Annotated in this window: 23 protein-coding genes; 19 read left to right on the top strand and 4 right to left on the bottom strand. The window is 70.7% G+C overall.

The features are described from left to right. Positions 1–213: 213 nt before the first annotated feature. The 9 genes from NF681_01780 (at position 214) to NF681_01740 (ending at position 10802) form a co-directional block, all read left to right on the top strand. The gene (locus NF681_01780; protein UST52334.1) at positions 214–1173 is read left to right on the top strand and encodes a tripartite tricarboxylate transporter substrate binding protein; all 960 of its coding nucleotides are present in this window, start codon (positions 214–216) and stop codon (positions 1171–1173) included. 35 nt (positions 1174–1208) lie between these two features. Beyond that, positions 1209–2363, top strand: a complete 1155-nt coding sequence (locus NF681_01775) for a mandelate racemase/muconate lactonizing enzyme family protein (GenBank protein UST52333.1) — start codon at positions 1209–1211, stop codon at positions 2361–2363. 41 nt (positions 2364–2404) lie between these two features. Next, positions 2405–3997, top strand: a complete 1593-nt coding sequence (gene garD, locus NF681_01770) for a galactarate dehydratase (GenBank protein UST52332.1) — start codon at positions 2405–2407, stop codon at positions 3995–3997. 74 nt (positions 3998–4071) lie between these two features. Further along, positions 4072–4992: a 5-dehydro-4-deoxyglucarate dehydratase gene (gene kdgD / locus NF681_01765; protein ID UST52331.1), complete on the top strand. Its 921-nt coding sequence runs from the start codon at positions 4072–4074 to the stop codon at positions 4990–4992. Positions 4993–5021: 29 nt separating this feature from the next. Continuing rightward, complete coding sequence (locus NF681_01760) at positions 5022–6458, top strand: aldehyde dehydrogenase family protein (GenBank protein ID UST52330.1); 1437 nt, start codon at positions 5022–5024, stop codon at positions 6456–6458. 49 nt (positions 6459–6507) lie between these two features. Beyond that, the gene (gene glxR / locus NF681_01755; protein UST52329.1) at positions 6508–7392 is read left to right on the top strand and encodes a 2-hydroxy-3-oxopropionate reductase; all 885 of its coding nucleotides are present in this window, start codon (positions 6508–6510) and stop codon (positions 7390–7392) included. A 20-nt stretch (positions 7393–7412) separates the two neighbouring features. Beyond that, a complete protein-coding gene (gene gudD / locus NF681_01750) occupies positions 7413–8747 on the top strand; it encodes a glucarate dehydratase (protein ID UST52328.1) in 1335 nt (444 codons plus the stop codon). A 76-nt stretch (positions 8748–8823) separates the two neighbouring features. Beyond that, the gene (locus NF681_01745; GenBank protein ID UST52327.1) at positions 8824–9615 is read left to right on the top strand and encodes an aldolase/citrate lyase family protein; all 792 of its coding nucleotides are present in this window, start codon (positions 8824–8826) and stop codon (positions 9613–9615) included. A 68-nt stretch (positions 9616–9683) separates the two neighbouring features. After that, positions 9684–10802: an SMP-30/gluconolactonase/LRE family protein gene (locus tag NF681_01740; GenBank protein UST52326.1), complete on the top strand. Its 1119-nt coding sequence runs from the start codon at positions 9684–9686 to the stop codon at positions 10800–10802. A 12-nt stretch (positions 10803–10814) separates the two neighbouring features. Here the strand turns inward: NF681_01740 and NF681_01735 are convergent, their stop codons facing one another. Both NF681_01735 and NF681_01730 read right to left on the bottom strand, forming a co-directional pair. After that, on the bottom strand, positions 10815–12317 hold the full coding sequence (locus NF681_01735) for a Fic family protein (GenBank protein UST52325.1): 1503 nt from the start codon (positions 12315–12317) through the stop codon (positions 10815–10817). Between the two features lie 330 nt (positions 12318–12647). Continuing rightward, a complete protein-coding gene (locus tag NF681_01730) occupies positions 12648–13658 on the bottom strand; it encodes an aldo/keto reductase (protein UST52324.1) in 1011 nt (336 codons plus the stop codon). Between the two features lie 241 nt (positions 13659–13899). Between NF681_01730 and NF681_01725 the strand changes: the two genes are divergently transcribed. Continuing rightward, positions 13900–14886, top strand: a complete 987-nt coding sequence (locus tag NF681_01725; GenBank protein ID UST52323.1) for a tripartite tricarboxylate transporter substrate binding protein — start codon at positions 13900–13902, stop codon at positions 14884–14886. A 134-nt stretch (positions 14887–15020) separates the two neighbouring features. After that, positions 15021–15827 carry a CHASE3 domain-containing protein gene (locus NF681_01720; GenBank protein ID UST52322.1) on the top strand — a complete coding sequence of 269 codons (807 nt, stop codon included), beginning with the start codon at positions 15021–15023 and terminating at the stop codon, positions 15825–15827. Positions 15828–15879: 52 nt separating this feature from the next. Here the strand turns inward: NF681_01720 and NF681_01715 are convergent, their stop codons facing one another. Then, the gene (locus tag NF681_01715) at positions 15880–16650 is read right to left on the bottom strand and encodes a helix-turn-helix domain-containing protein (GenBank protein ID UST52321.1); all 771 of its coding nucleotides are present in this window, start codon (positions 16648–16650) and stop codon (positions 15880–15882) included. 115 nt (positions 16651–16765) lie between these two features. Between NF681_01715 and pobA the strand changes: the two genes are divergently transcribed. Next, positions 16766–17941 carry a 4-hydroxybenzoate 3-monooxygenase gene (gene pobA / locus NF681_01710; GenBank protein ID UST52320.1) on the top strand — a complete coding sequence of 392 codons (1176 nt, stop codon included), beginning with the start codon at positions 16766–16768 and terminating at the stop codon, positions 17939–17941. On the opposite strand, the gene NF681_01705 is transcribed toward pobA, so the two are convergent. Beyond that, positions 17938–19014, bottom strand: coding sequence for a LysR family transcriptional regulator (locus NF681_01705; protein UST52319.1), 1077 nt, complete (start codon positions 19012–19014; stop codon positions 17938–17940). The genes pobA and NF681_01705 overlap by 4 nt on opposite strands. A gap of 187 nt (positions 19015–19201) precedes the next feature. Between NF681_01705 and NF681_01700 the strand changes: the two genes are divergently transcribed. The 7 genes from NF681_01700 to NF681_01670 are packed head-to-tail and all read left to right on the top strand — an operon-like array spanning position 19202 to position 25494. Further along, the gene (locus tag NF681_01700; protein UST52607.1) at positions 19202–20416 is read left to right on the top strand and encodes an ABC transporter substrate-binding protein; all 1215 of its coding nucleotides are present in this window, start codon (positions 19202–19204) and stop codon (positions 20414–20416) included. Positions 20417–20429: 13 nt separating this feature from the next. Next, complete coding sequence (locus NF681_01695) at positions 20430–21311, top strand: branched-chain amino acid ABC transporter permease (protein UST52318.1); 882 nt, start codon at positions 20430–20432, stop codon at positions 21309–21311. Continuing rightward, entirely contained in the window at positions 21311–22198 is an 888-nt protein-coding gene (locus NF681_01690) for a branched-chain amino acid ABC transporter permease (GenBank protein UST52317.1), read from the top strand. The genes NF681_01695 and NF681_01690 overlap by 1 nt, the downstream gene beginning before the upstream one ends. Then, positions 22191–22973, top strand: coding sequence for an ABC transporter ATP-binding protein (locus NF681_01685; GenBank protein ID UST52316.1), 783 nt, complete (start codon positions 22191–22193; stop codon positions 22971–22973). Before NF681_01690 ends, NF681_01685 begins: the two co-directional genes overlap by 8 nt. A 3-nt stretch (positions 22974–22976) precedes the next feature. Further along, positions 22977–23681, top strand: coding sequence for an ABC transporter ATP-binding protein (locus tag NF681_01680; GenBank protein ID UST52315.1), 705 nt, complete (start codon positions 22977–22979; stop codon positions 23679–23681). Continuing rightward, positions 23678–24256 (top strand): GAF domain-containing protein, encoded by a 579-nt coding sequence (locus NF681_01675; GenBank protein UST52314.1) that lies wholly within the window; start codon positions 23678–23680, stop codon positions 24254–24256. Before NF681_01680 ends, NF681_01675 begins: the two co-directional genes overlap by 4 nt. After that, complete coding sequence (locus NF681_01670; GenBank protein ID UST52313.1) at positions 24253–25494, top strand: amidohydrolase family protein; 1242 nt, start codon at positions 24253–24255, stop codon at positions 25492–25494. Before NF681_01675 ends, NF681_01670 begins: the two co-directional genes overlap by 4 nt. Positions 25495–25539: the final 45 nt, after the last annotated feature.

The raw sequence follows: 25539 nt of genomic DNA, 5'->3' as shown, positions 1-25539 counted from the left end.
AAGGGGAAACCCTGCCCTGGAACCGCTTGACCTCGACAAAATGATAACGCTATCATTGTCTTCGCTTCGTTGGTCGAGCCTGCTCGGTCGTCATCGGAGGCGGTGATTCCACGGCAAGAACCGGTTGGTTCGGCCACAAATGACAACGTTAGCATTTGTGTGGGAGACCCGTGGACCGTCCGCAATCCCGTTCATTCCCTGGAGACAAACCCCGTGAAAAAGATTCTGACCCTGCTCGCCTTCGGCCTGACCACGTTGGCCGCCAGCGCCCAGAACTGGCCCGAGAAGGCCGTGACCTTCGTCGTGCCGTTCCCGCCCGGCGGCTCGACCGACCAGGTGGCCCGCGCGATGGCGCCGCGGCTGACCGACAAGTTCAAGCAGTCGTTCCTGGTGGACAACAAGGCCGGCGCCACCGGCACCATCGGCGCCACTTTCGTCAAGCGCGCCCCCGCCGACGGCTACACCTTCCTGGTGACCTCGCTCGGCCCGCTGGTGATCGTGCCGCACCTGATCAAGGGCCTGCAGTACGACCCGATGAAGGACTTCGACCTGATCACGGTGGCCGTGGCCTCGCCCAACATCCTGGTGGTGCCGGCCAATTCGCCGCACAAGACGGTGGCCGACGTCATCGCCTACGAGAAGGCCAATCCCGGCAAGATGACCTTCGCCTCGGCCGGCAACGGCTCGAGCGACCACCTGACGACCGAACTGTTCTGGCAGCAGACCGGTACCACCGGCATCCACGTGCCCTACAAGGGCGGCGCGCCGGCCCACATCGACCTGATGGGCGGCCAGGTCGACGCCTCGTTCCAGAACGTGAACTCGGTGGCCCAGTACATCAAGGGCGGCAAGATGCGTCCCCTGGCCATCACCAGCCCCAAGCGCTCGCCGATCTTCCCGGACGTGCCGACCCTGGCGGAGGCCGGCGTCAAGGGCGTGGAGGTGACCTCGTGGCAGGCCATCGTCGCGCCCAAGGGCCTGCCCGTGGCCGTGCGCGACAAGGCCAACGAGGCCTTCGTCGAGGCGCTCAACGACCCCAAGGTCAAGGAGCAGTTCACCTCCATCGGCTTCGAGATGGTGACCAACACGCCGGCGCAGTTCGCCGAGTTCCAGGCCAAGGAGTACGCGCGCTGGAAGAAGGTGATCGAGGCCGGAAAGATCACCATCGACTGAACCCCGCTCCACACCTCCCCGACCGCCGTCCGCCCATGACCACCTCCGCCTCCTCCGCACCGACCGGCGACGCCATCGCCTGGGTGCGCATCTCGTCCTGCTACCTGCCGCTGGCCAACCCGATCAGCGACGCCAAGGTGCTGACCGGGCGCCAGAAGCCAATGACCGAGATCGCGATGCTGTTCGCCGAGATCGAGACGAAGGACGGGCATCGCGGCCTGGGCTTCAGCTATGCCAAGCGCGCTGGCGGGCCGGGCCAGTTCGCCCATGCCAAGGAGGTCGCGCCGGCCCTGATCGGCGAGGACCCGAGCGACATCTCCAAGCTCTGGACCAAGCTGTGCTGGGCGGGCGCGTCGGTCGGGCGCAGCGGCATGGCGGTGCAGGCGATCGGCGCCTTCGACGTCGCGCTCTACGACTTGAAGGCGCGCCGGGCCGGGCTGTCGCTGTCGAAGCTGCTGGGTTCGCAGCGCGACTCGGTGCGCTGCTACAACACCTCCGGCGGTTTCCTGCACACGCCGATCGAGCAGCTGGTGGTGAACGCCGCCGCGTCGATCGAACGCGGCATCGGCGGCATCAAGCTCAAGGTCGGCCAGCCCGACCGGGCGCTCGACATCCGGCGCGTGGAGGCCGTGCGCGCGCACCTGGGCGAGGGCGTGCCGCTGATGGTGGACGCCAACCAGCAGTGGGACCGCCCGACCGCGCAGCGCATGTGCCGCGTGTTCGAGGCGTTCGACCTGGTGTGGATCGAGGAACCCCTGGACGCCTACGACTTCGAGGGCCACGCCGCGCTGGCCGCCGCCTTCGACACCCCCATCGCCACCGGCGAGATGCTGACCAGCGCGGCCGAGCACGGCGAGCTGATCCGCCACCGTTCCTGCGACTACCTGATGCCCGACGCCCCGCGCGTGGGTGGCATCACGCCGTTCCTGAAGATCGCCGCGCAGGCCGAGCACGCCGGCCTCAGCCTGGGACCGCACTTCGCGATGGAGCTGCACGTCCATCTGGGCGCGGTCTACGCGACCGAGCCGTGGGTCGAGCACTTCGACTGGCTGGAGCCGCTGTTCAACGAACGCCTGGAGATCCGGGACGGCCGCATGCAGGTGCCGACGCGCCCCGGCCTGGGCCTGAGCCTGAGCGAGCAGGCCGCGCGCTGGACGCGCGAGTCGGTCGAGGTCGGCCGCCGCGCCTGAGCTCCCCGGTCCTCACCCCACAACGAAAACGCCCACGAACCATGTCCGAAACGCTGCCCAACCAAGCGCCGCTGTGCATCCGCATGGACGAGCGCGACAACGTCGCCATCGTCGCCAACGACGGGGGCCTGCCCGCCGGCACCGTCTTCCCCTCGGGGCTGACGCTGGTGGACAAGGTGCCCCAGGCGCACAAGGTCGCCCTGGTCGACATCCCCGAAGGCGGCGAGGTGCGCCGCTACAACGTCGTCATCGGCTACGCCCTCAAGGCGCTGCCCGCGGGCACCTGGGTGCACGAGCGCCTGCTGAGGATGCCCGCCGCGCGCGAGCTGGTCGGCCTGCCCATGGCCACCGTGCGGCCTGAGCCGCAGCCGCCGCTGGAGGGCTACACCTTCGAGGGCTTCCGCAACCCGGACGGCTCGGTGGGCACGCGCAACATCCTGGCCATCACGCAGACCGTGCAGTGCGTGGCCGGCGTCACCGACTTCGCCGTGCAGCGCGTGAAGGCCGAGCTGCTGCCGCGCTTTCCCAACGTCGACGACGTCGTCGCGCTGGAACACACCTACGGCTGCGGCGTGGCGATCGACGCGCCCGACGCGGTCATCCCGATCCGCACCCTGCGCAACATCAGCCTGAACCCCAACTTCGGCGGCGAGGTGATGGTGGTGAGCCTGGGCTGCGAGAAGCTCCAGCCCGAACGCCTGCTGCCGCCGGGCAGCATCCCGCTGATCGACGAGCGCAACGTGGCCGACATCGGCGACTCCGCCAGCCCCAAGCTCGACGTGGTGTGCCTGCAGGACGACGCCCACGTGGGCTTCATGTCGATGGTCGAGTCGATCATGCGGCAGGCCGAGGAACACCTCGAACGCCTCAACGCCCGACAGCGCGAGACCGTGCCGGCCAGCGAACTGGTGGTGGGCGTGCAGTGCGGCGGCAGCGACGCCTTCTCCGGCGTCACGGCCAACCCGGCGGTGGGCTTCTGCACCGACTTGCTGGTGCGCGCGGGTGCCACCGTCATGTTCTCCGAGGTCACCGAGGTGCGCGACGGGATCGACCAGCTGACCTCGCGCGCCACCACGCCGGAAGTGGCCGAGGCCATGATCCGCGAGATGGCCTGGTACGACGCCTACCTCGACAAGGGCCGCGTCGACCGCAGCGCCAACACCACGCCCGGCAACAAGAAGGGCGGGTTGTCCAACATCGTCGAGAAGGCGATGGGCTCGATCGTCAAGAGCGGCTCCTCGCCGATCTCCGGCGTCATCTCGCCGGGCGAGAAGCTGACGCAGAAGGGCCTCATCTACGCCGCCACGCCCGCGAGCGACTTCATCTGCGGCACGCTGCAGCTGGCCGCCGGCATGAACCTGCACGTCTTCACCACCGGCCGGGGCACGCCCTACGGCCTGGCCGAGGTGCCGGTCATCAAGGTCGCCACCCGGGCCGACCTGGCGCGCCGCTGGCACGACCTCATGGACATCAACGCCGGCACCATCGCCACCGGCGAGAAGACCATCGCCGACGTCGGCTGGGAAATGTTCCAGCTGATGCTCGACGTGGCCAGCGGCCGCCGGAAGACCTGGGCCGAGCACTGGAAGCTGCACAACGCGCTGGTGCTGTTCAACCCCGCGCCGGTGACCTGACGCGCGCCGGTCCGGCCCGCCCGGACCCGATCCCTCTATTCCCTTTCCCGACCCGTCATCCAGGAGCTTTGACAATGAATCCGCAAGAACTCAAGACCATCATGGGCTCCGGCCTGCTGTCGTTTCCGCTGACCGACTTCGACGCCAGCGGCGACTTCGACAAGCGTGGCTACGAGAAGCGCCTCGAATGGCTCGCGCCCTACGGCGCGACGGCCCTGTTCGCCGCCGGCGGCACGGGCGAGTTCTTCTCGCTGACGGGCGACGAGTACCCCGGCATCATCCAGACGGCGGTGGACACCTGCCGTGGCGTGGTGCCGATCATCGCGGGCGCCGGCGGCCCGACGCGCTTCGCCATCCAGTGCGCCCAGGCGGCCGAGAAGGCCGGCGCGCACGGCATCCTGCTGATGCCGCACTACCTCACCGAAGCCGGCCAGGAAGGCCTGGCCGCGCACGTCGATGCGGTGTGCAAGAGCGTCGACTTCGGCGTCGTGGTCTACAACCGGGGTGGCGCCACGCGCTTCAAGCCCGACACGCTGGCGATGCTGGCCGAGCGCAACCCCAACCTGGTGGGCTTCAAGGACGGCGTGGGCGACATCGAGGCGATGGTGGCGGTCTACCAGCGCATGGGCGACCGCTTCGCCTACCTGGGTGGGCTGCCCACGGCCGAGGTCTACGCCGCCGCCTACAAGGCGATGGGCACGCCGGTGTACTCCTCGGCGGTCTTCAACTTCATCCCGAAGACGGCGATGGACTTCTATCACGCCGTCGCCGCCGACGACCTGAAGACCCAGCACCGCCTGCTCAAGGACTTCTTCATGCCCTACCTGGAGATCAGGAACCGCATGCAGGGCTATGCCGTGAGCATCGTGAAGGCCGGCGCCACCATCGTCGGCCACAGCGCCGGCCCGGTGCGCCCGCCGCTGACCGACCTCAAGTCCGACGAGGTCGAGATGCTCGCCGCGCTGATCGAGAAGCTCGGTCCCCAGGGTCTGTGAGCCCGGTCCCCCATTTCCCTAGGAATCCCATGCAAAGACACGACAACCTGATCGGCGGCGAGTGGACCCCCGGCGCGAGCTACAGCGCGAACCTGAACCCGTCGAACCTCGCGGACACCATCGCGGAGTACACCCAGGGCGACGCGACGCACGTGGAGGCCGCCGTGGCCGCGGCCACCGCCGCGTTCCCCGCCTGGGCCACCGGCAGCATCCAGGCGCGCTCCGACGCGCTCGACAGGATCGGCACGGAGATCTTGGCGCGCAAGGAGGAACTGGGCACCCTGCTGGCCCGGGAAGAGGGCAAGACCCGGCCCGAGGGCATCGGCGAGGTGATGCGCGCCGGGCAGATCTTCAAGTTCTTCGCCGGGGAGTGCCTGCGCCTGTCGGGCGAGCTGCTGCCCTCGGTGCGCCCGAACATCGGCGTGGAGATCACGCGCGAGCCCGTGGGCGTCGTGGGCCTGATCACGCCGTGGAACTTCCCCATCGCGATTCCGGCCTGGAAGATCGCGCCGGCGCTCGCGTTCGGCAACTGCGTGGTGCTCAAGCCCGCCGACCTGGTGCCGGGCAGCGCCTGGGCGCTGGCCGAGATCATCAGCCGCTCGGGCATCCCCGCGGGCGTGTTCAACCTGGTGATGGGCCGCGGCAGCGTGATCGGCAACGCGCTGGTGGCCCACCCCGGCATCCACGCCATCAGCTTCACCGGCTCGGTGGGCGTCGGGCGCCAGATCGGCATCCAGTGCGTCACCTCGGGCAAGAAGGTGCAGCTGGAGATGGGGGGCAAGAACCCGCAGGTGGTCCTGGACGACGCCGACCTCGCCCAGGCGGTGGAGCTGAGCGCGCAGAGCGCGTTCTACGCCACCGGCCAGCGCTGCACGGCGTCGAGCCGGCTGATCGTGACCGAGGGGATCTATGCGAAGTTCATCGCCGCGATGACCGAGCGCATGGCGAAGATCAAGGTGGGCGACGCGCTGGCCGCGGGCACCGACGTCGGCCCGGTCTCCAGCCAGAGCCAGCTCGAGCAGGACCTGGACTACGTCGCCATCGGCAAGGGCGAGGGCGCGACCCTGGCGGCCGGCGGCGAGCGCCTGAAGCTCGCCACCGACGGCTTCTACATGGCGCCGGCGCTGTTCAGCGAGAGCGCCAAGGACATGCGCATCAACCGCGAGGAGATCTTCGGCCCGGTGGCCAGCGTGATCAGGGTGAAGGACTACGAGGAGGCGCTGGCCACGGCCAACGACACGGAGTTCGGCCTGTCCGCGGGCATCGCCACGACCAGCCTGAAGCACGCGACGCACTTCAAGCGCCACAGCCAGGCGGGCATGGTGATGGTGAACCTGCCCACCGCCGGGGTGGACTACCACGTGCCCTTCGGCGGGCGCAAGGGCTCGAGCTACGGCCCGCGCGAGCAGGGCAGGTACGCCCAGGAGTTCTTCACGACCGTGAAGACCGCGTATACGCTCGCCTGAGGCGGACTGCGCCTCGACCCCATCCATCCATCTGCAAGGAGAGACATCAATGAAGATCGGTTTCATCGGCCTGGGCATCATGGGCGCGCCCATGGCGCTGCACCTCGTCAATGCCGGCCACGAGCTGTTCTACGTCCGGCGCGGCAAGGTCAACCCCGACATCGCCGCCAGCAGCGCCAAGGCGCTGGACAACGCCCGCGAGGTCGCCCGCGCGGCCGACCTCGTCATCCTGATGGTGCCCGACACCCCCGACGTGGAAGCCGTGCTCTTCGGCGCCGACGGCGTGGCCGAAGGCCTCTCGGCGGGCAAGACGGTCATCGACATGAGCAGCATCTCGCCCATCGAGACCAAGGCCTTCGCGAAGAAGATCGCCGACCTGGGCTGCGACTACCTCGACGCGCCGGTCTCCGGCGGCGAAGTGGGCGCCAAGGCCGCCAGCCTGACCATCATGGTCGGCGGCACCGAGGAAGCCTTCGCCAAGGCGAAGCCGCTGTTCGAGCTGATGGGCAAGAACATCACGCACGTCGGCGGCGTCGGCGACGGCCAGACCACCAAGGTCGCCAACCAGATCATCGTGGCGCTGAACATCGCCGCCGTCGGCGAGGCGCTGCTGTTCGCCAGCAAGGCCGGCGCCGATCCCGCCAAGGTGCGCCAGGCGCTGATGGGCGGCTTCGCTTCCAGCCGCATCCTGGAAGTGCACGGCGAACGCATGATCAAGCGCACCTTCAATCCCGGCTTCCGCATCGGGCTGCACCAGAAGGACCTGAACCTGGCCCTGGCCGGCGCCAAGGCGATCGGCGTCGCGCTGCCGCAGACCGCCGGCGCGGCCCAGCTCATGGGCGCCTGCGCGGCCAACGGCTGGGACCAGCTCGACCATTCGGCGCTCGTCAAGGCGCTGGAGCTGATGGCCAACCACGACATCGCCGCCGGCTGAACCCAAGGAAGCGCGTCTCCATGCCGATCAACGACACCCCCGTCATCACCGCGCTGCGCGTGATTCCCGTCGCCGGGCGCGACAGCATGCTGCTCAACCTGAGCGGCGCGCACGGCCCGTTCTTCACCCGCAACATCCTCATCCTCACCGACAGCGCCGGGCGCACCGGCGTGGGCGAGGTGCCCGGCGGCGAGAAGATCCGCCAGACGCTGGAGGACGCGGCGCCGCTCGTGGTCGGCCAGCCCCTGGGCTCCCAGCAGCGCCTGGTGCAGGAAGTGCAGTCGAAGTTCGCCGACCGCGACAGCGGCGGTCGCGGCCTGCAGACCTTCGACCTGCGCACCACCATCCATGCCGTCACGGCCATCGAGTCGGCGCTGCTCGACCTGCTGGGCCAGCACCTCGGCGTGCCGGTGGCCGCGCTGCTGGGTGAAGGCCAGCAGCGCGCGTCGGTGGAGATGCTCGGCTACCTCTTCTACGTCGGCGACAAGGCGTTGACCGACCTGCCCTACGTCACCGACGCGGAAGCGGAGAACGACTGGTTCCGCCTGCGCCACGAGAAGGCCATGACGCCCGAGGCGATCGTCCGGCTGGCCGAGGCGGCGCGCGAGAAGTACGGCTTCAACGACTTCAAGCTCAAGGGCGGCGTGCTGCGCGGCGACGAGGAGGTCGACGCCATCGTCGCCCTGCACGAGCGCTTTCCCGAGGCACGCGTCACGCTCGACCCCAACGGCGGCTGGCTGCTCAAGGACGCGATCCGCCTGGGCCAGCGCATGCGCGGCGTCGTCGCCTATGCCGAGGACCCGTGCGGCGCCGAGGACGGCTTCTCCGGGCGCGAGGTGATGGCGGAGTTCCGCCGTGCCACCGGCCTGCCCACGGCGACCAACATGATCGCCACCGACTGGCGCCAGCTCACGCACGCGCTGTCGCTGCAGTCGGTGGACATCCCGCTGGCCGACCCGCACTTCTGGACCATGGCGGGCTCGGTGCGCGTGGCGCAGACCTGCCGCGACTGGGGCCTGACCTGGGGCAGCCACTCCAACAACCACTTCGACGTCTCGCTGGCGATGTTCACGCACGTCGGCGCGGCCGCGCCCGGGCGCGTCACGGCCATCGACACGCACTGGATCTGGCAGGACGGCCAGCGCCTGACGAAGGAGCCGCTGCAGATCGTCGACGGCCATGTCCGGGTGCCCGAGAAGCCCGGCCTGGGCGTCGAGCTGGACATGGCGGAGGTCGAGAAGGCGCACCAGCTCTACAAGCAGCACGGCCTGGGCGCGCGCGACGACGCCTCGGCGATGCAGTTCCTCGTTCCCGGCTGGAAGTTCGACGCCAAGCGCCCGGCGCTGGACCGCTGAGGCGAAAAGCACGCGGCGGCTTGCCGCGTGCGTCAAGATCGGGGCTTTCACATCCCACCGAGACAGGAACGTCCCCATGAGAGAAAACCGCCTTCGCACCCTGTGGAAATCGGGCGGCGCCGCCATCAACGGCTGGCTCGCCATTCCCAACAGCTTCTCGGCCGAGACCATGGCCCACCAGGGCTGGGACTCGCTGACCATCGACCTGCAGCACGGCGTCGTCGACTACCAGTCGATGGTGCCGATGCTCCAGGCCATCTCCACCACCGACACCGTGCCCGTGGTGCGCGTGCCGTGGCTGGAGCCGGGCATCATCATGAAGACGCTCGACGCCGGCGCCTACGGGGTGATCTGTCCCATGATCAACACCCGCGAGGACGCGCAGAAGCTCGTCGCCTGGTCGCACTACGCGCCGCGCGGCACGCGCAGCTTCGGCCCGATCCGCGCCTTCCTCTACGGCGGCGCCGACTACCCGCAGCACGCCAACGACACCATCGTCACCTTCGCCATGATCGAGACCGCCCAGGCGCTCGACAACCTCGACGCGATCCTGTCGGTCGAGGGGCTCGACGCCATCTACATCGGGCCGTCGGACCTGTCGCTGGCGCTGGGCTGCCGGCCGGTGTTCGACGACGTCGACCCGAAGGCGCAGGAGGCGATCGACCACATCCTGGAGCGCGCCAAGGCGCACGGCCTGGTCGCGGGCATCCACAACGGCACGCCCGAGGGCGCCATGGCGCGCATCGCCAAGGGCTTCCAGTTCACCACCGTGAGCTCGGACGCGCGCCTGATGGCCGCCGGCGCCCAGCAGATCGTCTCGAAGATGCGCGCGACGCCCGCGCCGCCGCCGGCCACCGGCACCTATTGACCGCGCGGCGGCGGCGGCCCCGGGGTCCGTCGCCGCCCAGAGAAAAACCACCGATGAGGAGACATGCCATGAACAGAGGGACATCCCCCAGCACGTCCGAGCCGCGCCGCCGGTTCCTGAAGACCGCCGCCGGCACGGGCCTCGCCGCCCTGGGCGGCCTGGCCGGCGCCCAGTCGTTCGACTTCCAGCCGAACCAGCGCTATCCGGATCCGCGCGTGTTCATCCTGGACCCGAGCTTCGCCAAGTACCGCATCTACAGCAGCACCGTCGAGCAGCTGGGTTCGGGCATGCGCTGGGCCGAGGGGCCGGTGTACTTTCCCGAGCACGGCCACCTGCTGCTCAGCGACATCCCCAACAACCGGCTGATGAAGTACGACGAGAAGACCGGCAAGTTCTCGGTCCACAAGACCAACGTCAACTACACCAACGGCAACACGCGCGATCGCCAGGGCCGCCTGATCTCCTGCGAGCACTCGGTCACGCGCCGCGTGGTGCGCACCGAGCGCGACGGCCGCATGACCGTGCTGGCCGACAGCTTCGAGGGCAAGCGCCTGAACGCGCCCAACGACATCGTGGTGCGCTCGGACGACACGATCTGGTTCACCGACCCGACCTTCGGCATCAACGGCGAATGGGAAGGCTCGCGCGCGACGCCCGAGCAGGCCACCACCAACGTCTACCGCATCGCCACCGACGGCAAGGTGACGGCCGTGATCACCGACCTGGTCAACCCCAACGGCCTGGCCTTCTCGCCCGACGAGAGGAAGCTCTACGTGGTCGAGTGGAAGGGCACGCCCAACCGCAGCATCTGGAGCTACGACGTCGCCGCCGACGGCGCGAGCGTCTCCAACAAGACCAAGCTGATCGACGCCGACGGTCCCGGGGCGCTCGACGGCTTCCGCGTCGACCGCGACGGCAACCTGTGGTGCGGCTGGGGCTTCACCGGCGCCTTCGCGCCCGAGGCGACCGACATCGGCGGCGGCATGAAGGCGCACCTGCCCGTGGCCAAGTCCTCGGAGATGGACGGCGTCAAGGTGTTCAATCCGCAAGGCAAGCCGATCGGCTTCATCAGCCTGCCCGAGCGCTGCCCGAACCTGGAGTTCGGCGGGCCGAAGCGCAACCGGCTCTACATGGCGAGCTGCCATTCGCTCTACGCGCTCTACGTGGAGGCGCACGGCGCGGTCTGAGCCCCCGGTGCGTCAGCCGGTCCCGGCGTCGGGGGTGAGCTCCGGCGATGCCAGGACCCGCCGGATCTCCATTTCGATGGCGTCGAAGACGGCGGCCGGCACGACGGCGGCGTAACGGGCGCGCTTCGTCCTGGAGATCGTGCCGTCGGCCTGCAGGCCGATGGCGACCAGCGTCGCCAGCACCGAGCCGCGCACGTCGAAGCGTTCGTCGATCGCCCGATGCACGGCATCGAAGTGCATCAGGTAGGTCGTCTCCCGGCGCAGCTCGACGTCGAGCGCGAGTTCGGCCATGCGAAAGCCGAATTCGACGCAGCGCGTGGCGTCCCAGTAGCGGTAGACGACGTCGTCGGAGCGGAAATCGAAACGGAAGTCGTCGGCGTCGACGGCCGTGACCTGCACCAGTTCGCGCGCGGGGCGCGAGAAGGCCTGGAGCGTCGCGAGGTAGTCGCCCTCGTGGCGCTTCATCGCCACCGACACCGGCAGCAGCAGTCCCCGCGCCAGCTGGCCCGAGTCGCACAGCGCCTTGTGGAACAGGAAGCGCGACAGCCGGCCATTGCCGTCCATGAACGGATGGATGAAGACGAAGCCGAACGACGCGATGCTGGCCGCCAGCACCGGGTCCATGGTGCGGGGCGCCGTGTTGGCGAACGCCATCCAGTCGTCCATCAGCGCCGGCACGTCGCCGGGCGGCGGCGGCACGTGAGAGACGCCGGCCGCGCCGCGCGCCGCGCCGCGCAGCCAGTTCTGCTCGGTGCGGAACTGCACGGCCTTGTCGAACGGGTTGGCGACGATCGACGACTGCAGCTCGACCAGGTAGTCCTCGTCGAGCGGGCGTCCCTCGTGCGCCTGTTTCAGCAGGGCGATGAAGGCCCGGGCCTTGTCCTCGGTGGGGGCCTCGCGCTCGATGGCGTAGCTGTCCTCGGTCTCGTGCAGGTAGGCCCACGACAGCGCGCGGTCCATCATGTCCGGCGCCAGGCCCTCGACGAAGGCCCGGGTGCGGCCCAGGACGTCCGATGCCATCGCGGCCTCCAGGGCCGGCGTGCGTTCGACGTTCACGCAGTAGCGCAGCGACCCCAGGCCGTTGAAGTTGACGCGCCAGCGCGCATCGCGCCGGGACGGCCCCGTGACGTAGCGCGACGGGTCGAACACATCGACATAGCGCGCCGTGATGTCCGGCCGCTCGCCCAGCGACCGACCGGCGAAGGCTTCCCAGAGATGGCATGCGACGCGGATGTACTGGCCGTTGGGCGCCGAGCGCAGTTCGGCCTGCATGGCTTCCGGGGGGATGCGGGGCAGGGCCTTGGCCAGGATCTGCAGGTCGATGCCCTCGTGCTTGATGGCGAAGAGCAGGTGCGAGAGCGGCTCGTCGCCCGATGGCGCGACATGGGCCGGCACCGCGAGGGCGTCGGGTCCCCGTTCGAGCCGCGTCACCGGCCGCACGCTCGCCGGCCGTGCCGGTGCGAACACCGCCAGCGCCAAGGCCTCCCGAACGAACGCGTAGCCGACGGACCTCATTTTTCTGTCAGGAATCCCATTTTCTTGTCAGTTTAGGCGGTCGATCTCGTTTTTCATTCAGTCTCGACGGCCATGGACGCCGGCGGTGGGTCCTCGGCCGTCGCGGCCCGGTGCCGCCAATGCCCACGAACCGACCCGACCGGTCCTGAGATGTCGCACCCGTGGGACGGTCGGCGAACCGGCCCGGACCGCCCGATGTCAGGCGATGTGCCTACTTCGTGAGCACCGTGCCGGAAGCCACGCCCAGCAACGATTCCGCCCACAACCCACAACTTTGTCCACATGCTTGTCCCCGTTTTGCGGGGACAAAAGTGCACGTTTCTGGTGCAGTTAGCGCGTCGCGTCGCCCTTGCGGAAGTCGGCCGTCGCGTCGTCGAGTTTCTGCTTCAGGTCCGCGTCGAGCTGGTAATGGGCGGCCGCGACCGTGGCCGCGAGCTGCTCGGGCCGGCTCGCGCCGAGCAGCGGCGCGGTGATGGCCGGGTTGGCCATCACCCAGGCCACCGCCAGGGTGGCGAGCGGCACGCCGGCCTCGTCGGCCAGCCCCTGCAGGCGCTCCACGGTCTCGAACTCGCGCTCCTTCCAGTAGCGCGACTGGTACATGCCGCCGGCCGTGCCGAGCGTGAAGCGCGTGCCGGCCTCGGGAGCGGCGCCGCTGCGGTACTTGCCGGTGAGCAGGCCGCCGGCGAGCGGGTTGTACGGGATCACGCCCAGTCCTTCCTCGACCGCCAGGGGCAGCAGCTCGCGCTCGATCTCGCGGAACAGCAGGCTGTAGCGCGGCTGCACCGAGACGAAGCGCGTCAGCCGCAGCACGTCGGAGCGGCCCAGCGCGCGCGCCAGGCGGTAGGCCAGGTAGTTCGACACGCCCACGTAGCGCGCCCGGCCCGACTTCACGATGACGTCGAGCGCCTCGATGGTCTCGTCCAGCGGCGTCTCGCGGTCGTCGCTGTGCAGCTGGTAGAGATCGACGTGGTCGGTCTGCAGCCGCGCGAGCGAGCGATCGACGGCGTCGAGCAGGTGCTTGCGCGAGGCGCCCTGGTCCCAGGCGCGCGGACCGACCTTGCCGACCGCCTTGGTCGCGATGACGAAATCGCCGCGCGCGGCCGGGCCACGGGCCTTGAGCCAGCGGCCGATGATCTCCTCGGTGCGGCCGATGGTCTCCAGCGTGCCGCCCAGCGGGTAGACGTCGGCCGTGTCGAGGAAGTCGATGCCGGCGTCGGCGGCGGTGTCGAGGATGCGGTGCGAGACCGCCTCGTCGGTCTGCAGGCCGAAGGTCATGGTGCCCAGCGCGAGGCGCGAGACGGTCAGGCCGGTGCGGCCCAGGCGGGTGGTCGGGAGGGTCATGGCGGGGTCCTCGAAAGCGGTGGAGAAAAGAGGGTGGGGCCGGGCGCCGACGCGGGGGCGCTGGCCCGATGGCGGCGACGGGGCGCGGCGGCGCGCCGAGGCCCGGTCCATCATAGGCAGCACCGGCCGGCGCCGCCCGCCGGGGCCTGTCCCCCAGGTGCCCGCGCAGGGGCAAACCCCGACGGAACGGCACGCGACGGGCTCCCAGAATGGGAGATCGCCCACAGACCCTCCCATCCGAATGCAACCGACCTCGCCGTCCCGCCGCCGCTTCCACCTCGCCGCCTGCGCCGCCTGCGCCACGCTCTCGGCCCCGTCCTTCGCCCAGGGCGCCTGGCCGTCGCGGCCGATCCGGATCATCGTGCCCTATACGCCCGGGGGCTTCACCGACCAGATGGCCCGGCTGGTGCAGGTCGGCCTGCAGCAGCGCCTGGGCCAGCCGGTGGTGATCGACAACCGGCCGGGTGCCAACGGCCTGATCGGGGTCGACGCCCTCGCCAAGGCGGCCCCGGACGGCGCCACCTTCGGCGTCGTGATCGCGGCCTACGCGGCCAACACCACGCTCTACGCGAAGCTGCCCTACGACCCGCAAAAGGACCTGACCGGCGTGTCGCTCATGGGCGTGTCGCCGTTGCTGGCGGCCGTCAACAACGACGCGCCCTTCAAGACCGGGCGCGAACTGATCGACTACGCGCGCGCCAACCCCGGCAAGGTCAGCTTCGGCTCGTCGGGCAACGGCTCGGCGGCGCACCTGACGACCGAACTGTGGAAGTCGCTGACGCGGACGTACATGACCCACATCCCGTACCGCGGCGCGGTGCCGGCGCTGACCGACCTGATGGGCGGACAGATCCAGCTGTTCCTCGACGCGCCCACCGGCCTGATCGCGCAGGCGCGCGCCGGCAAGGTCCGGCTGATCGGCGTGGCCGGCGAGCGAAGGCTGGCGGCGGTGCCGGACGTGCCGACCTTCATCGAGCAGGGCTTCGCGGGCTTCACCGGCAGCACCTGGGCCGGCATGCTGGCGCCGGCGGGCACGCCGCCAGAGATCGTGCGGCGCATGTCGGAGGAGGTCGCCGCCATCATCCGCAGCGACGACACGCGCGCGAAGCTCGACGCGATGGGCACCTTCCCGGCCGGCAGCACGCCCCGGGAATTCGATGCCTTCATCGCCGCGGAGACGGCCAAATGGGCGACGGTCATCCGCACGGCCGGCGTGAAGGCCGACTGAGGCGGACGACGGCGCCCACACGGCGCTTGGGCGGCTGCACCTACGCCGCCTGACGGGCGTGGCCGTCGTGCGGGCCGGGGGCGTGCTCCCAGCATCGGTGCTTCCTCCCGAAGCGTCCGATCGATCCCCACCCCATGGCCGTCCTCCCCCATGCCGCCCCGTCTCCGCGTCCGACGTGGTGGCCGCACTGGCGCCGCCCGAGCCTGGCGTCGATGCGCCCCGCCTGGCGACCGAGGTGGCGCCTGCCGGTGCCGCCCCGGCGCGTCGTGCTGTGGTCGGTGGTCTCTTCCGTGCCCATGACCATGGTGATCCTGGTGGGGGCCTACCTCTCGCACAACCTGCACACCGAGATCGCCGTCGGCCGGGAGCGCATCGAGCAGACGCACCAGGTGATCGCCACGCTCAACCAGCTGTTCATCTCGCTGCAGGACGCCGAGACCGGGCAGCGCGGCTTCGTCATCACCGGCGACGAGAGCTACCTCAAGCCCTACCAGGAAGCCGTCACGGCCCTGACGCCCACCCTGGCGCACCTGCGCGAACTCACCGCGGAGAGCGAGACGCAGTCGATCCGCATCGGCCGGCTCGGCATGCTGGTGGACGACAAGCTCGCCGAGCTCGGGCGGACCATCGTGCTGCGGCGCGCCGCCGGCTTCCGGGTCGCCGCCACCGACATCGCCAGCAACGTCGGCAAGGACCTGATGGACGACGTGCGCCGCGAGGTCGCCCTGGTCGGCACGGCCGAGCGCACCCTGCTGCAGGAACGCCAGGGCGTCGCGCAGGAACGCGAGCGCGAGGTGATCCGGGTCGGCCTGCTGATCGCGCTGATGTCGGTGGGCACCCGCATCGGTCTGGCGCTGCTGCTGGTGAAGCTGCGCCAGCGGCGCGCGGCGGCGAACCTGAAGGCGGCGCTGGCGGCCGTCAAGCGGATGCCCGGGACCTGAGGTCCTGGCGGCGTCACGCCGTGCGGCGTCACGGCCCTTCGGATCCGCGACCTCAGAGCAGGCCGCGCAGGTCGCGTGCCGCGCTGACGAGGCGCGGCAGCAGGCGCTCCCGCCAGCGATCGAGGTCGTCCGGCGCGCCGGGGGCCACGGCGTTGAGCGCCGCCACGGTCCGGCCCTGCGCGTCGCGCAGGGGCACGGCGAGCGCGTGCACGCCGATCTCGTGCAGTTCGCTGGCCAGGCTCCAGTCCTGTCGACGCGCCTGCGCCAGCGCGCGGCGCAGCGCCGGCGCGCGGGTGGGCGTGTGCAGGGTCAGGCGCGACAGGGTGGCGCCGTCCAGCCAGGTGGCCAGCGCATCGCGCGGCAGGGCCGCGAGCAGCACGTGGCCGGTCGATGTGGCGTGGGCGGGCAGGCGCGCGCCCAGGTGCAGGCCGTAGGCGGTCACCCGACCGGCCGGGCCGGGGTGGCCGCTGCGCGCGACGATCACGACCTCGCGGCCGTCGAGCACGACCACCGAGCACGCCTGGCTGGTCAGCGCGGTGAGGTGGTCGAGCGCGGGCTGGACCACGCGGGGCAGGCGGGCCGACGCCAGGTAGCTGCCCGAGAAGCGCAGCACCTTGGACGAGAGCCAGAAATGGCTGCCGTCGGTCTCCAGGTAACCCAGGTGGGCGAGCGTGAGCAGGTGGCGGCGCGCGGCGGCGCGCGTGAGGCCTGCGCGCTCCGCGGCCAGCGTGGCGTTGAGGCGCTGGCGCTGCGTGTCGAAGCTCTCGAGCACCGCCATGCCCTTGGCCATGCCGGCGATGAGATCGGCGGGGGAGATGGTCATTGCGCGATCATCGCGCAAGCGCTCCGGTGATCGCGCAAAACCCGGCACCGCGACGCACGGCCAGGGGACGATGGGCCTAAGGTCGCGGGTCCAGATCGAACGGAGACACCCCACCATGCGCACCCAGGTTGCCATCATCGGCGCCGGCCCGGCCGGACTGCTGCTCGGCCAGCTGCTCCACGGCGCCGGCATCGACAACGTCATCCTCGAGCGCCAGAGCGCGGACTACGTGCTCGGCCGCATCCGCGCCGGCGTGCTGGAGCAGACCACCCTGGACCTGCTCGACCGGGCCGGCGTCGGCGCCACGGCGCACCGCGACGGCCTGCCGCACGACGGCATCGAGCTCCTGTTCGAGGGCCGGCGCCATCGCATCGACCTGCACGCGCTCACCGGCGGCAGCCGCGTCACGGTGTACGGGCAGACCGAGGTGACGCGCGACCTGATGGCCGCCCGCGCCGCCGCCGGGCTGGTCACGGTCTACGAGGCGGCCGACGTCGCTCCGCGCGGCTTCGACGGCACGTCGCCGGCGGTGGACTTCACCCAGGACGGCGTCGCGCGCACGCTGCGCTGCGACTTCATCGCCGGCTGCGACGGCTTTCACGGCGCGAGCCGCCGCAGCGTGCCGCCGGGCGCGCTGAAGACCTACGAGAAGGTCTATCCGTTCGGCTGGCTGGGCGTGCTGTCGGACACGCCGCCGGTGTCCCACGAGCTGATCTACGCGCACACGCCGCGCGGCTTCGCGCTGTGCAGCATGCGCAGCGCCACGCGCAGCCGCTACTACGTGCAGGTGCCGGCGGACACGGACGTCGCGCGCTGGAGCGACGAGGCTTTCTGGGACGAACTGCGTGCGCGGCTCGACCCCGAGGTGCGCGAGGCGCTGGTGACCGGGCCGTCGATCGAGAAGAGCGTCGCGCCGCTGCGCAGTTCGGTGACCGAGCCGATGCGCTTCGGGCGCCTGTTCCTGGCCGGCGACGCCGCCCACATCGTGCCGCCGACCGGTGCCAAGGGCCTGAACCTCGCGGCCTCGGACGTCGGCTTCCTGTTCCAGGCGCTCGCCGAGTTCTACGGCGAGGCGAGCGCCGCGGGCATCGACGGCTATTCGCAGCGCTGCCTGCGCCGCGTCTGGCGCGCCGAGCGCTTCTCGTGGTGGTTCACCTCGCTCATGCACCGGTTTCCGGAGACCGGCGAGTTCGGCCAGCGCATGCAGGAGGCCGAACTCGGCTACCTCGTGGGTTCGCGCGCGGCGGCGACGGCGCTGGCGGAGAACTACGTGGGGCTGCCGCTGGCCTAGCGCGGGGGCAACGGCGGGGACGACGCCGCGCCGCCCTCCGGTTGCGCGAACAGGTCGATCAGGACCTGGCGCAGCCACACCTGCGGCGAACTGCTGTCGTGGCGCTGGTGCCAGATCAGTCCCAGCGGCCGCTCGGGCATCGGAATCGGCGGGTCGCGCTGGCACAGCCGGTCGGCGTAGGCGCTCAGGTCGAGCAGCGACACCGGCAGCACACCGATGTAGTCGGTCGCGGCCAGCACCGCCAGCGTCTGGGTGTAGTGGTTGAGCGTGAGGATGAGGTTGCGGCGGATGCCGTGGGCGGCCAGGAGGTTGTCGTAGAGCGGCATCGTCATGCCCGGCAGGCAGACGTCGAGGTGGCGCGCCGACAGGAAGCGCGCCATCGTCAGTTCGCCCTGCGCGAGCGGGTGGTCGCGGCGCATCAGGCAGCGCGAATGGATCGGCCAGAGCGTGCTGGCGCGCAGCCCGCGCGCGTGCTGGGCGTCGTCGCGGTTGGCGCCGATCGCCAGGTCGATGCCCTCGCGCTCGAACATCGGGAACATGTTGGCCACGCTGTAGGGCAGCAGGTTGAGCTGCACGCGCGGCGCGTGCGTCTCCAGGTGCGCCCCCAGCCTCGGCATGATCCGCTCGGCCGTGTAGTCGGACATGGCGATGGTGAACGCGCCCTCGTAGGTCAGGGGGTCGAAGGCCTCCGGGGTCAGCACCTTCTCGATCTGCAGGTAGTGCGGCTGCAGCTGCTGCCAGAGTTCCAGGCCGTGGCTGGTGGGGCGGATGCCCGAGGCCGTGCGCTCGAAGAGCATGTCGCCCAGCGCGGCGCGCAGGCGCTGCAGCGAGTTGCTCACCGCCGACTGCGACAGGCACAGCGCGGCGCCCGCGCGGGTCACGTTGCGCTCCCGCATGAGGGCGGCGAACACCCGCAGCAGGTTCAGGTCCAGGCCGTCGAAGGTGCTGCGGCGGATGCCGGACGCGGCGGTGCGCCCCCCGGGGGCCGCGCCCGGTGGCGGCGGGCCCGCGCACGGGGTCGCGTCATCCGGGCCCTGCGGGCAGGCGGTGGGTGCGGTCGTCAGGAGTGGCATGGCGGAAGACGTTGAGCAGGGAGCGTGCCAGCACCGGATGAATGACGGGGCGCCGGGATATTGACGCGGCAGTTATCCCTCATTTCCACAATGCGTTGGACGTCGTCCGGGGAGGAATCTGTAATCGCTTCCTCCCTTGCCATTTCCATTTTCGCCAACCCACTTCGAGAGGCCCGCCGTGAATCGCCTGGACCGCCGTCAACTCCTCATCTCTGCTGCCACCGCCGCGCTGCTCGGCAGCCGTGGCGCCTGGGCCCAGTCCCCGGCCACCTTCCGCATCGGGGCGCTCAATCCGATCACCGGCAGCGGCGCGAACTTCGGCTCGGGCATGCAGAAGAGCATCGTCTTCGCGGCGGAGGAGGTGAACGCGGCCGGCGGCGCGGCCGGCCGCAAGCTGGAGGTGTTCTCGGAGGACGACCAGACCAGTCCCAATGCCGCCGTGCTGGCCGCCAAGAAGCTGCTCGAGGTCCACCGCGTGCAGGCCATCCTCGGCACCTGGGCCTCGGGCGTGTCGCTGGCGGTGCTGCCGATGACCAACGCGGCCAACGCCATCCTCATGCACACCTCCGGCGCGGTCGCTCTGGCCGATGCGAAGGTCAACGGCAAGAAGCTCGCGTTCCGCTACCAGGGCAGCTCCAAGCACCTGAGCCGCGCCTTCGTCACCGCGGCGCGCAAGGAGGGCCTGCAGCGCCCGGCCGTCATGGCGCAGAACAACCCGGCCCTGGCGCCGCACGCCGAGGGCTTCCGCAAGGTGTGGGAGGCCGCCGGCGGCAAGCTGACCGACTTCGTGCTCTACGAGCCGGGCCGCCCGAGCTACCGCTCCGAGCTGCAGCAGGTGCTGCGTTCCAGGCCCGACGGCATCATCCTGTCGGCCTACGCGGCCGACGCCACGGCCATCGTGCGCGACTGGGCGCAGCTGGGCACGCCGATGAAATGGATCATCCCCGGCTTCGGCGCCAACGTGGACTTCATCAAGGGCGTGACGCCCGAGGTCGCCGAGGGCATCGTGGTGGTGGAGTCCGTCGTCAACGAGCGCAGCAGCGCCTACGGCCGCTTCGCGCGACAGTACGCGCTGGCGATGAAGCAGGCGCCCGAGAACAACGTCTACGCCGCCATGTGCTACGACATGGTCCAGGTGCTGGCCCTGGCCATGGAAGCGGCCGGTCCGGGCGCCGACGCGGTGGCGGTGGCCGCCAAGGTGCGCGAGGTCACGACCGGCAGCGGCCAGCCCGTGGGCGGCTTCGAGGAGGGCAGGAAGCTGCTGGCGCAGAAGAAGGCGATCAACTACGAGGGCGCCTCGTCCTCGATCGATTTCGACGACGAGAACGACGTCGACCCGACCTTCGCCGCCTTCGTCATCCGCGCGGGCAAGTGGCAGCGCGCCTACGCCATCAACGGCTGAAGCCGAACGCCCCATGGACCTGGTCTTCTCGGATTTCCTGAACCTGGCCCTCAACGGCCTGGCCGAAGGCTTGCTGGTCGCGCTCCCGGCGCTGGCCGTGACGCTCGTCTTCGGCGTCGCGCGATTTCCCAACGCGGCGGTCGGCGACTTCGTCTCGCTCGGCAGCTTCGGCGCGCTGACGGCGCACCGGCTCTCCGGCGGCTCGATGCTGGCCGCGGGCGTGGGCGCCGTGGCCGCGGGCATGGCGGGGACGTGGCTGGCCTGGCGGCTGGCCTTCGCGCCGCTGCTGCGGCGCAAGGGCCTGGCGCTGCTGCTGACCTCCATCGGCGTGGGCTTCGTGCTGCGCGCGGCCATGGGGCTGGGCTTCGGCCACGAGATCAAGCTGTTCGACCTGCCTCCCATGCGCGCCTGGCGCTGGGGCGGCCTGATCGTCAATCCGCTGGACGCCGCCGTCGGCGCGATGTCGCTCGCCTGCGTGCTGCTGGTGTTCGCGCTGCTGCGCTTCACGAGCGCCGGGCGCACCATGCGCGCCATCGCCGACGACATGGACCTGGCGCGGGTGGTGGGCATCGACGGCCGCGCCGCGATGACGCGCATGTGGCTGCTCTCGGGCGTCGTGTGCGGCGTGGCCGGGCTGGCCTACGGGCTGAAGACGCAGGTCAGCCCGGAGTCGGGCGCCGACCTGCTGCTGCCGGCCTTCGCCGCCGCCGTCGTCGGGGGGCTGGGCAATCCGCTCGGCGCGGTGCTCGGCGCCATCGGCCTGGGCATCCTGCAGGAACTCTCGACGCCCTTCGTCGGCTTCACCTACAAGATCGCGCTGTCGTATGTCGTGATGCTGCTGGTGCTGCTGTGGCGTCCGCAGGGGCTGTTCGGCCGCGTGCAGGGAGTCCGCTGATGGAAGCCTACCTGCTCGCCATCCTCATCACGGCGCTGGTCTACGTGCTGCTGACGCTGGGCCTGAACTTCCAGTACGGCTTCACCGGCCTCATCAACTTCGGCTACGTCGGCTTCTTCGCGCTGGGCGCCTATGCCAGTGCGATCTGCACGGCGCGGCTGGGCTGGCCGGCGTGGAGCGGCTTCGCGCTCGGCATGGTGGTGCCGTTCCTGCTGGCCTGGCCGCTCGGGCGCGTGGCCCTGCGGCTGCGCGACGACTACCTGGCGATCGTCACGCTCGGCTTCTCCGAGATCGTGCGCCTGGTCATCATCAACGAGAAGACCCTGACCAACGGCGGCCAGGGCATCGCCGGCGTGCCGAAGCTCTTCGGCGGCGATGGCGGCGGACTGACGGGCGACCTGTGGCTCGCCACGGCGCTGCTCGGGGCCTGCCTGCTGGTCGCCGGGGTGATCCGGGGCATCGTCAGGAGCCCCTACGGGCGCCTGATCCAGGCCATCCGGGACGACGAGACGGCGCTGCTGGCGCTGGGCAAGAACCCGGCGCGCTTCAAGACCCAGGTGCTGATGCTCGGCGGCGGCATCGCCGGACTGGCGGGGTCGTTCTACGCCCATTACGTCGGCTACGTGACGCCCGACCAGTTCCTCCCCATCATCACCTTCCAGGTCTGGATGGCGATGATCATGGGCGGGGTCGGCCGGTTGCGCGGTGCGGTGGCGGGCGCCTTCCTGCTGCTGGTGGTGCTGGAGGGCTCGCGCGCGGTGCGCGACCTGTTCCCGGGCATCCCGGAGGTGGCGATGTCGAGCGTGCGGCTGGCCGTCATCGGCGTCGCGCTCATCCTGTTCATCCGTTTCCGGCCTCAGGGCCTGTGGGGAGCGCCTCGTGACTGAGCCGTCGACCCTCGCCAGCGACCGCCAGCTGGAGGCGCGCGGCATCGTGCTGAGCTACGGCGACAACGTCGTGCTCGACACCCTGTCGCTCACCCTGGACACCACGCGCCTGACCGGCCTCATCGGGCCGAACGGCGCCGGCAAGAGCACCTTGTTCTCGGTGCTCAGCGGCTTCATGAAGTCGCAGGCCGGCGAGGTCGTCTACCACGGCCGGACCCTGGGACGCATGCCGCCTGAACAGCGCGCGCGCCTCGGCCTGATGCGCACCTTCCAGGTGCCGCGCGAGTTCCGCCACCTGACGGTGCTGGAGAACATGCTGGCCGCGCCGTGGGACCAGCCCGGCGAGTCGCTGGCATCGCTTCTGTTCCGGCGCGCCAGCGTGCGTCGCAGCGAGCGGGACCACACCGACCAGGCCACCGAGTGGCTGCGCTTCCTGCGGCTCGACCATGTCGCCGCGACGCCGGCCGGACAGCTCTCGGGCGGCCAGAAGAAGCTGCTCGAACTCGGCCGCATCCTGATGCTCAAGCCGCGCTGCGTGCTGCTCGACGAGCCCTACGCGGGGGTCAACCCGGTGCTCATCGAGCAGATCTCCGAACGCATCCGCGAGCTGCACGCGCGCGGCATCGGCTTCGTGATCGTCGAGCACAACCTGCATGCGCTCTCGCGGCTGGTCGACCGCATGCTGGTGCTCGACGGCGGCCGGCTGCTGGCCGAGGGCACGCCCGACGACGTCCTGGCCGACCCCCGGGTGCAGGCCGCCTACATGGGAGCCTGACGAATGAACCGACTGCAACTGAAATCCCTCTCCGGGGGCTATGGCGAGACCGACATCCTCAAGGGCGTCGACCTGCACGTCGACGCCGGCGAGATCGTCACCGTGGCCGGCACCAACGGCGCGGGCAAGTCGACCATGCTCAAGGCGCTGATGGGGCTGCTGCCGCGCGTGGGCGGCCAGGTGCTGTGGAACGACGTCGAGCTGCGCGGCCGGCCGACCGAGACCCGCCTGGCCGACGGCATCGTCTACGTGCCGCAGATCGCCAACGTCTTCGCGCGCCTGAGCGTGCGCGAGAACCTGTGGGTGGTGCAGGGCGTAAGCGGCGTGCGCCGCCGGGCCGACGAGATGATGGAACTGTTCCCGGCGCTGCAGCCCTTCGCCGCGCGGCTGGCGGGCACGCTGTCGGGCGGCGAGCGCCAGCAGCTCGCCTTCGCCCGCGCGCTGATGTCCAGGCCGAGCCTGATGTGCCTGGACGAGCCGACCGCGGCGCTGTCGCCGATCATGGCCAAGACGATCTTCGGCCACATCGCGCGGCTGCCGTCGATGGGCGTGGCGGTGCTGATGGTCGAGCAGCGCGCCCGCGACGCGCTCGACATCAGCCATCGGGGCTGCATCCTCGACCAGGGCCGCGTGGCGCTGGAAGGGCCGGCCCGCTCGCTGCTCGACGACCCGCGCGCCGTCGCGCTCTACCTGGGGCACGGCGCGTGAGCCGCCGTCCCGATCCCGACGCCGCGCGCGCGCTGGCACGGCTGGGCGACGCGGCGTGCGAGCTCGGCGCGGCGGCCGACCTGCCCGCGCTCTGCGCCACCGTGGAGCGCACCCTGGGCGAACTCGTCGGCTTCCGGCTGTTCACTGTGCTGCGCGCGACACCCGCGCGCGACGGCCTCGAACGCCTGCATTCGAGCGATCCGCACGCCTACCCGGCCCGGGGCGTGAAAACCGTCGCCGGCGATGCCTGGCTGCAACGCCTGCTGGCCGATCCCCACCCGGCGCTGTCGCCCGACGCCGACGCGGTGCGCCGGAACTTCCCCGATGCCCAAGCCATCTTCGGCCTCGGTTGCGCCTCGGCGCTCAACGTGCCGATCTGCTTCCAGGGCCGCATCCTGGGCTCGATGAACCTGCTGCACGAGGCGCACTGGTTCCGCCCGGGCGATGCCGCCCTGTGCCGGCCGTTCGCGGTGCTGCTGGGCGCGGCCTTCGCCGCGGCCGGGGCGTCGCCTTCCTCGTCTTCGTCCCCTTGTTTCACCGGGCCGGCCACGCAGCCGGCGGGAGTGTCCTCGTGAATCGCATCGTCTTTCGCAATGCCCGTCTGTTCGACGGTCTCCAACGCGGTCTGCAGCCGGCGTCCACCATCGTGGTGGAGGACGGCCTGATCGCCGCCGTCGCGCCCGGCGATCTGCCGGTCGATGACGCGCTGTCGTTCGACCTCGCCGGCCGCACGCTGATGCCGGGCCTGATCGACGCGCACGTGCACGTCACGGCCACGATCCCTGACTTCTTCAAGCTGTCGATGCTGCCGCAGTCGCTGGTGACGGCGCAGGCCAAGGACGTGCTCGCCGGCATGCTCGACCGCGGCTTCACCACCGTGCGCGACGCCGGCGGCGCCGACGCCGGGCTGGTGCAGGCGGTGGAGCAGGGCCTCTTCGCCGGTCCGCGCCTGTTCATCGCCGGGCGTGCCCTGACCCAGACCGGCGGCCATGGCGACACCCGCCCGGCGTTTTTCCAGAACGTCGGCTGCGCCTGCTGCGGCGCCGTCGGCATCCTCGGCCACATCGCCGACGGCGTGGGCGCCGTGCGCCGCGCGGCGCGGGAGGAACTGCGCAACGGCGCGCACCAGATCAAGGTGATGGCCGGCGGCGGCATTTCCTCGCCCAACGATCCGCTCGAAGGCACGCAGTACTCCATCGAGGAACTCACGGCCATCGTGCAGGAGGCGACGGCCGCGCGCACCTACGTCATGGCGCACGCCTATTCGCCCGAGGCGATCGTGCGGGCGGTGCGCTGCGGCGTGCGTTCCATCGAGCACGGCAACCTGCTCGACGAGGCGTCCGCCCGCCTGATGGCCGAGGCCGGCACGTTCCTGGTGCCGACGCTGGCCACCTACGCCGCGATCGCCGCCAACGCGGACCGCCTCGGCTGGTCGCAGGCGATGCGGGAGAAGACCGACCGCGTGAAGCACCAGGGCGTCGAGGCCCTGCGGATCGCGCGCGCGGCGGGCGTCAGGATCGCCCTGGGGACCGACCTGCTGGGCGACATGCACGCCTCCCAGAGCGACGAGTTCATGCTGCGTCTGCCGGCCATGCCGGCCGACGAGATCGTCTGGAGTGCCACGGCCGTGAACGCCGACCTGCTGGGCCAGACCGGCCGCCTGGGCTGCGTCGCGCCGGGCGCGCATGCCGACCTGCTGGTGATCGATGGCGACCCGCTCGCCGACGTCCGGCTGCTGCAGCAGCCCGGGCGCATGCCGGTGGTGATGAAGCAGGGGCGGATGCATCGCTGCACCCTGGCACCGGACGCCTGACGCCTAACGCCCGAGGCGAGCGCCGCCGCCCTGGCGCGGCCGACG

This window comes from Comamonadaceae bacterium OTU4NAUVB1 (assembly GCA_024372625.1).
Taxonomy (GTDB): Bacteria; Pseudomonadota; Gammaproteobacteria; order Burkholderiales; family Burkholderiaceae_C; genus Variovorax.
This window is presented reverse-complemented; position numbering and strand designations above follow the sequence as displayed.

What these genes read in the sequence shown, in the direction of transcription:
- NF681_01775 (UST52333.1), top strand. Translation starts at nt 1,209, where the DNA reads ATGACCACCTCCGCCTCCTCCGCACCGACCGGCGACGCCATCGCCTGG.
- garD (UST52332.1), top strand. Translation starts at nt 2,405, where the DNA reads ATGTCCGAAACGCTGCCCAACCAAGCGCCGCTGTGCATCCGCATGGAC.
- kdgD (UST52331.1), top strand. Translation starts at nt 4,072, where the DNA reads ATGAATCCGCAAGAACTCAAGACCATCATGGGCTCCGGCCTGCTGTCG.
- NF681_01760 (UST52330.1), top strand. Translation starts at nt 5,022, where the DNA reads ATGCAAAGACACGACAACCTGATCGGCGGCGAGTGGACCCCCGGCGCG.
- glxR (UST52329.1), top strand. Translation starts at nt 6,508, where the DNA reads ATGAAGATCGGTTTCATCGGCCTGGGCATCATGGGCGCGCCCATGGCG.
- gudD (UST52328.1), top strand. Translation starts at nt 7,413, where the DNA reads ATGCCGATCAACGACACCCCCGTCATCACCGCGCTGCGCGTGATTCCC.
- NF681_01745 (UST52327.1), top strand. Translation starts at nt 8,824, where the DNA reads ATGAGAGAAAACCGCCTTCGCACCCTGTGGAAATCGGGCGGCGCCGCC.
- NF681_01740 (UST52326.1), top strand. Translation starts at nt 9,684, where the DNA reads ATGAACAGAGGGACATCCCCCAGCACGTCCGAGCCGCGCCGCCGGTTC.
- NF681_01735 (UST52325.1), bottom strand. Translation starts at nt 12,317, where the DNA reads ATGAGGTCCGTCGGCTACGCGTTCGTTCGGGAGGCCTTGGCGCTGGCG.
- NF681_01730 (UST52324.1), bottom strand. Translation starts at nt 13,658, where the DNA reads ATGACCCTCCCGACCACCCGCCTGGGCCGCACCGGCCTGACCGTCTCG.
- NF681_01725 (UST52323.1), top strand. Translation starts at nt 13,900, where the DNA reads ATGCAACCGACCTCGCCGTCCCGCCGCCGCTTCCACCTCGCCGCCTGC.
- NF681_01720 (UST52322.1), top strand. Translation starts at nt 15,021, where the DNA reads ATGGCCGTCCTCCCCCATGCCGCCCCGTCTCCGCGTCCGACGTGGTGG.
- NF681_01715 (UST52321.1), bottom strand. Translation starts at nt 16,650, where the DNA reads ATGACCATCTCCCCCGCCGATCTCATCGCCGGCATGGCCAAGGGCATG.
- pobA (UST52320.1), top strand. Translation starts at nt 16,766, where the DNA reads ATGCGCACCCAGGTTGCCATCATCGGCGCCGGCCCGGCCGGACTGCTG.
- NF681_01705 (UST52319.1), bottom strand. Translation starts at nt 19,014, where the DNA reads ATGCCACTCCTGACGACCGCACCCACCGCCTGCCCGCAGGGCCCGGAT.
- NF681_01695 (UST52318.1), top strand. Translation starts at nt 20,430, where the DNA reads ATGGACCTGGTCTTCTCGGATTTCCTGAACCTGGCCCTCAACGGCCTG.
- NF681_01690 (UST52317.1), top strand. Translation starts at nt 21,311, where the DNA reads ATGGAAGCCTACCTGCTCGCCATCCTCATCACGGCGCTGGTCTACGTG.
- NF681_01680 (UST52315.1), top strand. Translation starts at nt 22,977, where the DNA reads ATGAACCGACTGCAACTGAAATCCCTCTCCGGGGGCTATGGCGAGACC.